The following is a 12,589-nucleotide window of genomic DNA, read 5'->3' on the forward strand; positions in this document are numbered from 1 at the left end:
GCGCTTCCACTTCCTATTCCGGTCCTGCCGCCGGGCCCGGCTCCGCATCCGGTCCCGGTTCCTGCTCGGGGTGCGTGGCGAACGGCACGACCGCCACGGTGACGTTGTCGTGGCCGCCGCCGTCGAGTGCGTACCCCACCAGTACTTGGGCGCTGTGCAGCGGGCGGGTCGCGGCGTCGGCGGGTACCACCTGGGCCATCTCCCGCGCGGATTCCGCGTAGTTCCACAGTCCGTCGGTGCAGACCACCACCACACCGGGGTGGTCGGGCTTGAAGGTCGCGGTGTGCGGGTCGAGGTCGTACGCGTCGGCCCCCAGCCAGCCGGTGATGGCGTGCGCGCGGACGTCCGCGTAGGCCTCGGCCTCGCCCATCAGACCGGCGGCGACCATCTGGGCGGCCCAGGAGTCGTCCTCGGTGAGGCGGCGGGGCAGGGCGGCGCGGTCGTCGGGGATCCAGTAGGCACGGCTGTCGCCGACCCAGCCGATGGTCAGCAGGCCGCCGCCGATGACGGCGCCGACCAGGGTGCAGGCGGGGGCGTTCTGTGCGCCGGGGGTCTCCGGGGCCAGGGCGTTCACCGCGCGGGCGGCGGCCAGGATCGCTTCGTGCATGGCTTCCTGGGGGTGGGCGCCGCGCGGCAGCGCGTCGAGCAGCGCCTCGTTGGCGGCGACGGCCGCGGCGGCCGACGCCTCGTCGGGGCGGCTGGCGGAGGAGACGCCGTCGCAGACGATGGCCACGGTGGTGGCGGAGCCGTCGGGCAGGGCGGTGGCCGACACGGCGAACGAGTCCTCGTTGCGGTGGTGGCGCAGACCCCGGTCGGTGACGGCGGCGACGCTCCCGAGCTCCTCCTCGATGTGGTCGCGCTCGCGGGGCTGCGCGTGCCCGCAGTGCTCGCAGTACCCGTCGGTGTCGACGTGCCCGGCGCGGCAGGCGACGCAGGTCTTCCCGCCGGCCGGTCCGCCGGGCTGGGGCGGATTCTCGTACGGGGTTTCGCCCGGGCCCCAGGGCATCCCCTCCGCAGGCGTGCCCGGGTCGCCCCCGGGCCGGTCGTGGCGGGTCTCGGGGCCGTCCGCGGCGCCGTACGGGTGCTCCGCCGCGCCCCACGGGGTGCCTTCCGGCGGGGTGCCGGTGCCGTACGGGTTCCCGTGGCCGGAGGTCGCGTAGGTGACCCCCGCCGGGCCCTGCCGAGGCTCCGGTTCCGGCTCCGGTTCCGCCGGGGTGGTGGTCCAGGCGGCCGGGTCGCCGACCAGCGTCGGCGCGGCCGCGGCCACACTGCCCCAGCCGGGGGCGGGCTCGACCGCGGCGTGCGGGACACCGGGGGCCGGGCTCCCGTAACCGCCCGCCGCGGCGCCCGCGGCGGCCGGCCGGGCCGGCCGGGCCGGTGGTTCCGGTGGCGCCGCGGGTGCCGGTGGGATGGGGATGGTCGGGTGGTCCACGGCGGCTGGGGGAGGAGCGCTCACGGCGTAGCCGCAGACGCCGCAGAAACGGTCACCCTCCTCCAGGGGTTCCGCGCAGCTGGGGCAGCCCGACAGCCGATGCATCGACATCACTCACACCCACGTCCGGGGACGGAAACGGTTTGCCCGCTCCACCAGTTCGATCCTCTCCTCGCCACGCCGCGCCAGCCGTGCGAGGACGCGGTACGAGCGCTCCAGTCCGAAGCGCAGGCCCCGCTCGTCCAGTTGACTGCCGAGCAGCGAGGTCCGGCCGGGGTCGGAACCCCGGCTACCCGACAGTACCCAGTCCAGGGCCGAGCCCAGAACCTCCGTAGCGAGCCGCTCCTGCCGTTCCGGGTCCAGTCCGAACCGCCGCAGGGCCTCCACCTGGTCCGCTGCGGCCGCCAGGTCGGCCAACAGCGGCTCCTGCGGGGACCGGTCGCGCAGACGTGCCCGTACGGCCGCCACCCGCGCGGCGGTGTAGTGGATGGACGCTTCCGGTACGGATTCCAGCGTGCGCACGGCTGCGTCCCGGTCCCCGGCGGCCAGTTGGACCCGGGCAAGCCCGAAGGCCGCGCTCACGAATCCCGGGTCGGTGATCCAGACCAGGCGGTAGTACTCGGCGGCGTTGTCCAGCTGGCCCAGCACCTCCGCGCACAGCCCGAGGGCCAGCTTCGGCGCGGGCTCGCCCGGGAAGGCGTCGTAGATCGCGTCGAAGGACAGGGCCGCTATCTCGTCGTCACCGGTGGCCAGCGAGGCGATGCCACGGGCCCACACCACCCGCCAGTCGTCCGGATGCCGGGCCTCCAGCTCCGCCAGGGTGTGCCCGGCCTCGGGCAGTTCGCCCAGCTCCAGGCGGGCCCGCAGCTCCCGCAGCCGCAACTCGGCCGAGTCGGCCGGCGCCGCGCTCAGGGCGCCCAACAGGTCGCCCGGCGCGGAGGCCAGCAGACCCGTCAGGAAACCGGCGTTCGGGTCGGCCGCGTCCACCAGCGGTACGGGCAGGGCCAGCGCGGTGTCGCGCGCGTCGAGGGGCGTCGCTCTCGCGGAGGCCGGCTCCAAGGGCAGGAGTACGGGCGCGGGTGCGGCCCCGGCCCCCGCCCAAGCCCCGGCCCCCGAGCCCTGGACCGCAGCCGGAGGCGCGGGCCGCGGACCCGGCACCGGCGCACCGGTCACATGCGTGGCGGTGGTGCCGAGCCCGGCCAGGCCCGCCCCCGAAGCGCCCGTCGCAGGTCCCCACGGACCCGCCGCGCCGCCGCCGGCCGCCCCGGGCACGGGCGTGCCACCGGGCGGGGTCCCACCGACGGGCGTACGGCCCTGCGGGCCCGACGCACCGGCGGCCGTCGCACCGGCCACGGCGGTGCCGCCGGGCGCGTGCGCGCCGGCCGCCGCCCGGCCGCGGCCGGCGAGCCCGAACAGCCGGCCACCGCGCCGGGAGGCGATCGGCCGGTAGCCCAGCCGGGAGACGGCGGTGTCGCCCGCGTCGGCGAACAGCTCGGTGTCCGGAACCCGCAGCTCCGGGCCGAAGAGGGTCGACAGCTGCGGCCGCGGCCGGCCCGTCTGCAGGGCGACCACCTCCCGCAGCACGCCCGTCAGCTGGTCCGCCATCTCCTGCGCGGACGAGAACCGCCGCCCCGGGTCCGGATCGGTGGCCCGGACCAGCAGCCGGTAGAAGGACTCGTACCGCCGGAACACCTCGATGTGCTCCGGATCCGGCAGCGAATCCACGAACACGTTGGTGTAGCCCTGGAAGTCGAAGGTCAGCACGGCCAGCGTCCGCGCCACCGTGTAGAGGTCGGAGGCGACCGACGGGCCCAGCTCCGCGACCTCGGGGGCCTGGTAGCCCACCGTGCCGTAGATGGCCGACTCGGCGTCGTCCATCCGCCGTACCGCGCCCATGTCGATCAGCTTCAGCTGGTCCTGCTGCTGGATCGCGTTGTCGACCTTGAAGTCGCAGTACAGGAGGTTCCTGCTGTGCAGGTGGCCGAGCGCCTCCAGCGCCTCGATGCCGTAGGCGCACGCCTGTTCCACCGGCAGCGGATCGCGCCGCCCGTCCGGCCGGCGCCGCTCGTTCGCGATCTCCTTCAGCGATTTGCCGCCGACGTACTCCATGACGATGTACCCGTCCAGCGAACCGGTCCGCTGGTCCAGGTGCTCCACGAAGTTGTAGATCCGCACGATGTTGGAGTGCTCGATCTCCGCGAGGAAGCGCCGCTCCGAGATCGCGGCCTCCATCGCGTCCTGGTCCCCGGTGTCCAGCAGGCCCTTGAGCACCACCCACCGGTCCGCGACCGCCCGGTCCACCGCCAGGTACACCCAGCCCAGGCCGCCGTGCGCGAGGCAGCCCGCCACCTCGTACTGGCCGCGCACCACATCACCGGAGCGCAGCTTGGGCACGAAGGAGTACGGGTGCCCGCACTTGGTGCAGAACCCTTCCGTCCGGCCCGGACGGTCGCCCCGGGAGCGGCCCACCGGGGCCCCGCAGTCCGAGCGCGAGCAGAACCGCTTGCGCTCCGGCACCTCCGGGTTCTCCAGGACCGCGGTCGAAGGATTCGGACGCGGCACCTCCGGCACGTTGACCAGTCCGGCGCCCAGCCGGCTGCGGCCCGAGGCCGCCGAGCCCGAACTGCGCACCGATACCGAACGGGTGGACGTCGTCCCCGACACCGAGCGCGACAGCCGCCCGGACACCGAGCGGCGCGAGGAGGAGGACCGGGAGGACCGCGCCGAGGCCGAGGACCGCGCCGAGCCGTGGGAGCCCTGCGAGCCCATCGAGCCGCGGGACCCGCCGGAGCCCAGGGAGCCCCGGGCCGCGCTCGTCATCCCCGTCGGCGGCGACACCAGCTCGTCCGCGCCCGCCGCGACCGAGCCGATCGGCGCCAGCCCGCACGTGTCGCAGTAGACCTCGCCGCCGCCCATGTCCTCGTAGGTCCCGGGGCAGCCGGGACGCACGCACGCGGTTCCGATCGGGCTCATGCGTCTTCCTCCCCCGGCCCGTCGGGCCGCTGTTCCTGGTGTCGCGGTGGCTCGGGCCGGTCCTGGGGCGCGGCCAACGACTCCGCCGTCGCCCGCTGGTAGCGCAGGACGGCCTGCTCGGCGGCCCGCAGGTCGCAGGGCGCGCTCCACAACATCCGCCGGGCGGCGTCGTACCGCTCGATCAGCAGGGGGTCCTCCGCCATTCCGTGGCGGGCCACCTTCGCCTTGTACGCGTCGAGCCGCCCGCGCAGCTCGGCCCGTACGGCCAGGGGTGCCGTCACTGCGGTCAACGATTCACGGGCCCGCCGGAGTTCCTCCTCGGCGCGCTCCTCCAGCGATTCCAGCAGGGGCGAGAGCCGGTGCCAGCGGGCCTGGCGCCGGTGCTCGGCCGCCGCCGCGAGCTGTTCCTGGAGCGCCGTGGGCGGGCCGCTCACCGCGGGCACCTCGGACGCGGCGATCTTCGCCAGTACCTCGCCGCGCGCGGTCCGCGCCTCCGCCAGGGTCCGGTCGGCCCGCGAGAGCACGTCCCGCAGGGCGATCAGCCGCTGCTCGGCGTCCTGCCGTACGTCCAGCACCGCCTCGATCTCGCGGCGTACGTCCTCCAGCGCGAGCGCGGCCCGGTCGTAGCGCCCGGTGTCCGGACGGCCGCCGCCGGGCGCCGAGCTGCCCGTCGCCGGCAGCCAGAAGGCCAGCGGGTCCGCGATCACCTGGGTGCGCAGCTGCGTCAGCTCGGCGGTGATGTCCTCCAAGTCGTCGCCGGAGGGGTGCTCGCCCGGCCGCACGCCCACCGAGTGGGCGAGCGAGCGGGTGCGGTGCAGTTCGGCGGCGAGCAGGTCGATCCGGGCGGGCAGCGCCGACCAGACGGCGTCGGCGGCGACCACCACGTCCAGCGAGCGCGCGTACAGGCCGTTCATCCGGGCCACCAGCTCGGCGAGCGAGAGCCGCTCCGCCAGCGCGACGCCCTCGGTGGCGGCCCCGGCGATCAGTACTCCGGGCCCGCGCAGCCGCTCGGTCAGCTCGATCAGGTCCTCGCGGTTCGGCCAGCGGCGCCGCTCCCGTACCTCCCGGGCGGCGGTCAGGGCCCCGCTGTAGGCGTCGAAGTACGTCCACAGCCGGGTGATGTCCGCGTCGGCGGTCGTCCACCGCTCCTTGGTGGTCCCGCTCAGCGCGGCGCCCTCCAGCAGCCGGCGTCCGGCGTGGTCCTGGAGGGCGAGCAGCGAGGTCTCGACGGCCTCGTGCTCGGCGCCCAACCGGGCCAGGGCGCGGTCGACGTCGTCCCGGTCCATCACTGCAGACCCCGCCTCCACCGACTGTGCCTCCGCTTCCGCTGCCGCCTCCGTGTCCGTCCTCGTATCCTGCCCCGCGCCCGGTCCCGTGTCCGAAACCGTCACGGGGCTCAGCCGTCCCGGTACTTGGGTGCGGGGGGCGCCGTCACGCCGGGCAGCACGGGCTGCAGGTGCTTGAGGTACGCCTTCATCCACGGGCTGTCACCGCCGCCCGCGCGGTAGTTCTCCAGCACCCTGTTGACCCTGCGGACCAGGTCCGAGGCGTCCTTGTTCATCGCCACCCCGTAGAACTCACGGGTGAAGGGTGAACCCACCAGCTGCACCGACGGGTCCTGGGCGGCCTGACCGGCCGCGAGGGCGTTGTCCGTGATGATGCCGTCGACCTCGCCCAGCTGCAGCCGGACCAGGCAGTCCAGCTGGTTGGCGACGGTGACCGGCACCGAGCCGTACGACTGGGCCTTCAGGGCCGCCTCCGCCGTGGAACCGGCCGCGAAGCAGATCCGCCGGTCCTTCAGCGAGGGGTCGTACCCGGTGATCGGCGAGCCCTTGGGCGCCAGCACCTGCTGCCCGGCCTCGAAGTACGCCGTCGAGAAGGCGACGTCCTCCAGCCGCTTGCAGTTGATGGTCATGGTCCGTACGACGATGTCGACGCGCCCCTCCTGGAGGGCGGGGATGCGCTGACTGGTGGGGATGGCCCGGTAGATGACCGCGTTCTCGTCGCCCAGGACGTCCTTGGCGATGGCCTTGACCAGGTCGATGTCGAAGCCGTCGAGGCGGCTGCCCTCGGCGGTCTGGTTGCGGTAGCCCCAGCGGAAGCTGTTCTGGTCCACGCCGGCGACGAGCTTGCCGGCCGCCTTGATCCGCGCGATGGTCGCCCCGTCCACGTCGGAGGGGCGCAGGCTGGCCTCGGGGTCCTGGCAGGTGTCGGTGAGGGCCCAGGGCGCGGCCGGGGCCCCCGCCGTCGTGGCGGGCCGGTGGACCGGCCGGCCGGTGTCGGGCGTCGCGTGGGCCAGCGGCAGCAGGACGACGGCGGCGGTCGTCGCGCAGGCGACCGCCATGGCGCTCACCCCGCCCCAGCCGCGCAGCCGGCCCGCGGCGCGGCGGAGGCCGGACGCCGCGCCGGCGGTCGCCGCCCGCCGGGCCCGGCCCGGCCGGCTCTCCCGGGCCTGATGGTTCTCGTGGTTCTCGTGGTTCCCGTGGCCTTCGGCGGCCCGCTCCGCTCGTATCCGCATCGCGCTCACCTGTACTCCGAAAGCCGGCGCCCGATGCCGAGCAGGGCTGCTGCCGCACCGACGACCACCAGGGCCGCGGCGCCCGTCACCAATCCGCCCAGCGCGCCGATCCCGTCCTGGGCGGCCCGGGTGAACTCCTGCTGTTCGTGGGCGACGGCCTGTTCCAGGGAGGCGTCCACCGTGTCGAAGGCGGCGCCGCTGCTCTCCTTGTGCTTCTCGTCCCCGACGACCTGGGGCAGAGCGGCCTCGTAGTCCCCCTTCAAGTCCGCCTCCCGGGCCGCCGTGTGCCGCTGCTTCCACTGCTTCACGCCGTCCTCGGCCCGGCTGACGGGGTCCCGGCCGGCCGCGTCGTCGGCGAGCCGCAGCGCGGTCGCCAGCCCGGCGTCCAACTGCTTCATGTTGTTCGTGAAGTCCACGTCGTACTTGTCGGACTTCTTGTCCTCGGCCAGTACGGCGCCCCGCGCGATCAGGGTCAGGTTCTCACCGGCCCGTGCCTGTAGGGACGCGATCCGCGCGTCGTTGAGCACCTTCATCGACTCCTGCCCGTCCGCCCGTGCCTCGCTCAACGAGGACCGTGCCACCGTGTGCCCCACGGCGAGCCACAGCAGGACCACCACCGACGCGGCCGTCGCGGCCACCAGCCCGTGGTTGAGGACCCGGTTCGTGTGCAGGTAGTTGCGCCGCTGCGCCCAGACGAGGGCGGCGAGGGTGAGCAGGCCCAGACCGATCGAGGCCAGTGGCCAGGACCGGGCGTCGTCGTGGTCTGTGTAGAGCCGCTTGGTCTCCGACTCGTACAGCCGCTGGGCGGCGGGCAGCAGCTGGGTGGTCATCTGCTCGTTGGCGTAACGGAGGTAGGCGCCGCCCAGCGGCAGGCCCTGCCGGTTGGTGGCCCGGGCCTGCTCGATCAGGCCGGTGTAGCGCGGGAGCTGCTCGCTCAGCACGGTGATCTGCCGGCGGGAGTCCTCGTTGCCGCCGGTGTTGGCGGCCGCGCTCACCAACAGCTTGGAGGCGTTGGCGATGTCCTTCTCGTACCGCTGGCGGACCTCGCGCGGCTCCTGGGCCCCCAGCAGGAACCCGCTGGAGGAGGTCGTGTCGGCATCCGCCAGGGAGCGGTAGATGCTCGCCGCGTCCGCGCTCAGCGGCTGGCTACGGCCCACCACGTCGTCGGCGGCCGCGGCCCGGTCGGAGATCTCCCAGACGCTCACGGTGCCGAACAGCATGATCAGGGCGGCCAGTACCGCGCCGATGATCCGCAGTCGGCCCGGCTCGGTGGTCGCCGCCTCGCGCAGCCGCTCCACGCCCTCGGCCCAGGCGGTCCGCCCGGGCGGCCCGTCGGGCGGTGGTGCCGTCGGCCCGACCGACGGCACGGAAGCACCGCCCCCGGGCGCGGGCGCGCGTGATGTGATCGCCACCGTGACCTCCCCCTCGGTCCTGTCGTCCTCCAGCCGACGCTGGGAGGCACCCCCTGCGCAGCAGTATGGCCGTAGTGCCGGTCGACCACAGCACCCGGTGCTGGATCCAGGGCGATCCGTCCCCGAGGGCCCCCTTCGTCGCCCCTTCACCGTCAATACGTCCGTAGGGGCGCCACGGTTCCAGACCGGACGGTTTCCGGGGCGGGTTCACCCGAAATGGGCACGGAGTTTTTCGTATGCCCCGGGCGGGGCGTCGAGTGCGTCCAGGCCCAGTAGCCCGGCGCCGAGTACGGGTGGCGCCGTGATCACGCGGATCCGGGCGTGCGGGGCCCGTTCGGCGAGGCCCTCCGCGATCCGGTCGTTGAGCTGCGGGTGCCCGGCGGCCAGCACACTGCCGCCCAGCACGACCGGTACCTCCTGCTCCAGCAGACCCAGGCGACCCAGAGCCACCGATGCCATGGCCACCACCTCGTCCGCCTGCCGGTGCACCAGCGACAGCGCCACCGGGTCCCCCGCGGCCGCCACCGCGAACAGCACCGGTGTCAGCTCGTGCCGCCGCGCGTGCTCCACCCGCCCCAGGTGCATGGCCTCGATCAGCGACGCCATCGACGCGTGGCCGAGGTGTGCGGGCAGCGCCCGGGCCAGCTCCGTCGGCCCGCCCCGCCCGTCCTCGGCCCGGGCCGCGCACCACAGGGCCTCTTCGGCCAGTCCGCCCCCGCCGCCCCAGTCGCCGGAGATCCGCCCGACCGCGGGGAAGCGGGCGGTGCGCCCGTCCGGGGCCATTCCGACGCAGTTGATGCCCGCCCCGCACACCACCGCCACACCGCACGGGCCGGCGCCCGCCGGCAGCCCGGAACGCAGCAGCGCGAACGTGTCGTTGCGGACCGTCGTGGTCCGGCCCCAGCCACGGCGTTTGATCTCGCGCGCCAGCTTCCGTTCCTCCACCGGGAAGTCCGCGTTGGCCAGGCAGGCCGACACGTGCTCGGCCCACGGCCCGGCCCCGCGGCCCGCGCGCAGCCCGGCGTCGGCCATCGCCTCGGCCAGCACGTCGACGGCCGCGGCCACGCCCGTGCGCGGCGGCTGGAAGCCCCCGGCCTGGCCGGAGCACAGCACCGAGCCGTCCGTGCCGAGGAGCGCCACGTCCGTCTTGCTGTTGCCCGCGTCGATCGCCAGCACCGGGGGGAGGGTCACGCCCATGGCAGGTGCTCCTTGTTGTGCGCGAGGAGCCGGTCGGTCAGCCCTTCGGCCAGGTCGAACTGTCCGACGAGCGGGTGCGCCAGCAGTGCCTTGAAGACCCGTTCGCGCCCGCCGCGCAGGGCCGCGTCCAGCGCGAGGTCCTCGTACGCGCTCACGTGCGAGACCAGCCCGGAGAACAGCGGGTCCAGCCGGGGCACCGCGAGCGGAACGGCGCCGGATCCGTCGACGCGGGCCTGCACCTCGATCACCGCGTCGTCCGGCAGGAAGGGCAGGGTGCCGTTGTTGTACGTGTTGACCACCTGCACGGCCGGCCCGCCGTCGCCCAGCAGGGAGGCGGCCAGGTCCACGGCGGCCTCGGAGTAGAAGGCGCCGCCCCGTTTCGCCAGCAGCGCCGGCTTCTCGTCGAGCGCGGGATCCCCGTACAGGGCGAGCAGTTCGCGTTCCATCGCGGCGACCTCGGCGGCCCGCGAGGGCTTGGTCCCGAGCTCCCGGACGACCTCGTCGTGGGCGTAGAAGTAGCGCAGGTAGTACGAGGGCACGACGCCGAGCCGGTCCAGCACCGCCCGCGGCAGCCGCAGGTCCCCGGCGACGGCCTCGCCCTGCGTGGCGAGCAGGGTCGCCAGCAGGTCCTCGCCGTCCGGGCCGCCCCGGCGCACGCCGAGCTCCCAGGTCAGGTGGTTGAGGCCCACGTGGTCCAGGTGGATGTCGGCCGGCGCTAGGTCCAGCAGCGCCGCGAACTTCCGCTGGAGGCCGATCGCGACGTTGCACAGACCGACGGCCTTGTGGCCGGCCCGCAGCAGGGCCCGGGTGACGATCCCCACCGGGTTGGTGAAGTCGATGATCCATGCGTCCGGGTTGGTCCGCCGGACCCGCTCGGCGATGTCGAGGACCACCGGGACCGTGCGCAGCGCCTTGGCGAGCCCGCCCGCGCCCGTGGTCTCCTGGCCGACGCAGCCGCACTCCAACGGCCAGGTCTCGTCCTGGAGCCGGGCGGCCTGCCCGCCGATGCGCAGCTGGAGCAGGACCGCGTCGGCCCCGTCGATGCCCGCGTCGAGGTCGGAGGTGGTGGTGATGCGTCCGGGGTGGCCCTGCCGGGCGAAGATCCGCCGGGCCAGGCCGCCGATCAGCTCCAGTCGTTCGGCGGCCGGGTCGATCAGCACGAGCTCGCTGACGGGCAGGGTGTCGCGCAGCCGCGCGAAGCCGTCGACCAGTTCGGGGGTGTAGGTGGAACCGCCGCCCACCACTGCGAGTTTCATCGTCAGCCTTTCACGCCGGTCAGGGTGACTCCCTCGACGAACGCCTTCTGGGCGAAGAAGAAGAGGACGATCACCGGGGCCATGACCAGTACGGTCGCGGCCATGGTCAGGTTCCAGTTGGTGTGGTGCGCACCCTTGAAGGACTCCAGTCCGTAGCTGAGGGTCCAGGCGGCCGGGTTGTCGGAGGCGTAGATCTGCGGGCCGAAGTAGTCGTTCCAGGCGAAGAAGAACTGGAAGAGCGCGACGGCGGCGATCCCGGGCCGGGCCATCGGCAGGACGACGCGCAGCAGGGTGCGCACCTCGCCGCAGCCGTCGACGCGGGCCGCGTCCAGGTACTCGTCGGGGATGGTCAGCAGGAACTGGCGGAGCAGGAAGATGGAGAAGGCGTCGCCGAACGCCATCGGGACGATCAGCGGCCACAAGGTGCCCGACAGGTCGAGCTGCTTCGCCCAGAAGAGGTACATGGGGATGACCACCACCTGGGGCGGCAGCATCATCATGGCGATCACGAGGAGCAGCGCGAGCCGCTGCCCGCGGAAGCGGAACTTGGCGAGCGCGTACGCGACGGGCACGGAGGAGACCACGGTCAACAGGGTGCCGAGTCCGGCGTACAGGAGCGTGTTGCGCCACCAGGTCAGGAAGCCCGGGGTGTGCCACACCTTCGCGTAGTTGCCCCATTCCCAGGTGTCGGGCCACAGGTCGCGGGTCAGGGCCTGCCGGTCGCCCATCAGGGAGGTGAGGAGGAGGAAGACGAAGGGGAGGACGAAGAAGAGTGCGGCGGCCACGCCGAGCGAGTGCACCCCGACCCAGTGCAGTACCGCCCCGGAGGATCTCCGGCCGGTGTGCGCGCTGCTCATTCACCTGCTCCGATCAGACCGCCACGGCGCCGCATCAGGAGCGCGGTGAAGGCCGTGGAGAGGGCGAACAGGACGAGCGCGACGACGCACGCGGTGCCGTAGTCGAAGCGCTGGAACCCGAGGTTGTAGACGAGCTGGGGCAGCGTCAGGGTGGACTTGTCGGGATAGCCCGGCTCGAACTGCTGGCCCGAGCCGCCGATCACCCCGGCCGCGACCTTCCCCGCCACCAGCGGCTGGGCGTAGTACTGCATGGCCTGGATGACCCCGGTGACCACCGCGAACATGATGATCGGCGAGATGTTGGGCAGGGTGATGTGCCGGAACCGCGCCCAGGCGCCGGCCCCGTCCAGCTCCGCGGCCTCGTACTGCTCCTTGGGTACGTCGAGCAGCGCGGCCATGAAGATGACCATCAGGTCGCCGACCCCCCACAGGGCGAGGGCGGTCAGGGCCGGCTTGGACCAGTCGGCGTCGGTGAACCAGCCGGGGGTGGGCAGTCCCACCGCGTCCAGCAGGGTGTTGACGGGGCCGGTGCCGGGGTTGAGCAGGAAGACGAAGGACAGGGTCGCGGCGACCGGCGGGGCCAGGTAGGGCAGGTAGAACAGGGTCCGGAAGATCCCGGTCCCCGTCTTGATCTTCGTGATGAGCAGGCCGATGCCGAGGCCGAAGGCGACCCGGCAGGTCACCATCACCAGGACCAGCCACAGCGTGTTGCGCATGGCCGGCCAGAAGAGCGGATAGTCCGTGAAGACGTAGCTCCAGTTGTCCAGGCCGTTGAAGGCCGGCTGCCGGAAGCCGTCGTACCGCGTGAAGGAGAAGTACAGGGTGGACAGCAGCGGGTAGAGGAAGAAGACGGCGAAGCCGATCAGCCAGGGGGACAGGAAGGCCACGGTCCGCAGGGCGGAGCGCCGCCGCTTCGAGCGCAGGGGGTGGGCGCCGGTCATCGG

9 protein-coding genes are annotated in these 12,589 nt (G+C 73.7%); all 9 read right to left on the bottom strand.

The features are described 5' to 3' along the window. Positions 1–13: 13 nt before the first annotated feature. Positions 14–1,543, bottom strand: a complete 1,530-nt coding sequence (locus OG594_RS07365; protein WP_266596403.1) for a protein phosphatase 2C domain-containing protein — start codon at positions 1,541–1,543, stop codon at positions 14–16. A 3-nt stretch (positions 1,544–1,546) separates the two neighbouring features. Then, positions 1,547–4,405, bottom strand: coding sequence for a serine/threonine-protein kinase (locus tag OG594_RS07370; protein ID WP_266596405.1), 2,859 nt, complete (start codon positions 4,403–4,405; stop codon positions 1,547–1,549). Then, complete coding sequence (locus OG594_RS07375; protein WP_266596407.1) at positions 4,402–5,691, bottom strand: hypothetical protein; 1,290 nt, start codon at positions 5,689–5,691, stop codon at positions 4,402–4,404. The genes OG594_RS07370 and OG594_RS07375 overlap by 4 nt, the downstream gene beginning before the upstream one ends. A 110-nt stretch (positions 5,692–5,801) precedes the next feature. After that, positions 5,802–6,749, bottom strand: coding sequence for a glutamate ABC transporter substrate-binding protein (locus tag OG594_RS07380; RefSeq protein ID WP_266602695.1), 948 nt, complete (start codon positions 6,747–6,749; stop codon positions 5,802–5,804). A gap of 179 nt (positions 6,750–6,928) precedes the next feature. Next, complete coding sequence (locus OG594_RS07385) at positions 6,929–8,221, bottom strand: hypothetical protein (protein ID WP_266602697.1); 1,293 nt, start codon at positions 8,219–8,221, stop codon at positions 6,929–6,931. A 321-nt stretch (positions 8,222–8,542) separates the two neighbouring features. Beyond that, the gene (locus OG594_RS07390; RefSeq protein ID WP_266596409.1) at positions 8,543–9,532 is read right to left on the bottom strand and encodes an N-acetylglucosamine kinase; all 990 of its coding nucleotides are present in this window, start codon (positions 9,530–9,532) and stop codon (positions 8,543–8,545) included. Then, a complete protein-coding gene (locus tag OG594_RS07395; RefSeq protein WP_266596411.1) occupies positions 9,523–10,788 on the bottom strand; it encodes a 6-phospho-beta-glucosidase in 1,266 nt (421 codons plus the stop codon). Before OG594_RS07395 ends, OG594_RS07390 begins: the two co-directional genes overlap by 10 nt. Positions 10,789–10,790: 2 nt before the next feature. Next, positions 10,791–11,645: a carbohydrate ABC transporter permease gene (locus OG594_RS07400; protein ID WP_266596413.1), complete on the bottom strand. Its 855-nt coding sequence runs from the start codon at positions 11,643–11,645 to the stop codon at positions 10,791–10,793. Beyond that, positions 11,642–12,586, bottom strand: a complete 945-nt coding sequence (locus OG594_RS07405; protein ID WP_266596415.1) for a carbohydrate ABC transporter permease — start codon at positions 12,584–12,586, stop codon at positions 11,642–11,644. Before OG594_RS07405 ends, OG594_RS07400 begins: the two co-directional genes overlap by 4 nt. Positions 12,587–12,589 lie beyond the last annotated feature (3 nt).

The organism is Streptomyces sp. NBC_01214 (genome assembly GCF_026340975.1).
In the GTDB taxonomy this organism is placed as follows: domain Bacteria; phylum Actinomycetota; class Actinomycetes; order Streptomycetales; family Streptomycetaceae; genus Streptomyces.

Coding starts and splice junctions, on each gene's coding strand:
- OG594_RS07395 (WP_266596411.1), bottom strand. CDS start 10,788: ATGAAACTCGCAGTGGTGGGCGGCGGTTCCACCTACACCCCCGAACTG.
- OG594_RS07405 (WP_266596415.1), bottom strand. CDS start 12,586: ATGACCGGCGCCCACCCCCTGCGCTCGAAGCGGCGGCGCTCCGCCCTG.
- OG594_RS07365 (WP_266596403.1), bottom strand. CDS start 1,543: ATGTCGATGCATCGGCTGTCGGGCTGCCCCAGCTGCGCGGAACCCCTG.
- OG594_RS07390 (WP_266596409.1), bottom strand. CDS start 9,532: ATGGGCGTGACCCTCCCCCCGGTGCTGGCGATCGACGCGGGCAACAGC.
- OG594_RS07380 (WP_266602695.1), bottom strand. CDS start 6,749: ATGGCGGTCGCCTGCGCGACGACCGCCGCCGTCGTCCTGCTGCCGCTG.
- OG594_RS07400 (WP_266596413.1), bottom strand. CDS start 11,645: ATGAGCAGCGCGCACACCGGCCGGAGATCCTCCGGGGCGGTACTGCAC.
- OG594_RS07370 (WP_266596405.1), bottom strand. CDS start 4,405: ATGAGCCCGATCGGAACCGCGTGCGTGCGTCCCGGCTGCCCCGGGACC.
- OG594_RS07375 (WP_266596407.1), bottom strand. CDS start 5,691: ATGGACCGGGACGACGTCGACCGCGCCCTGGCCCGGTTGGGCGCCGAG.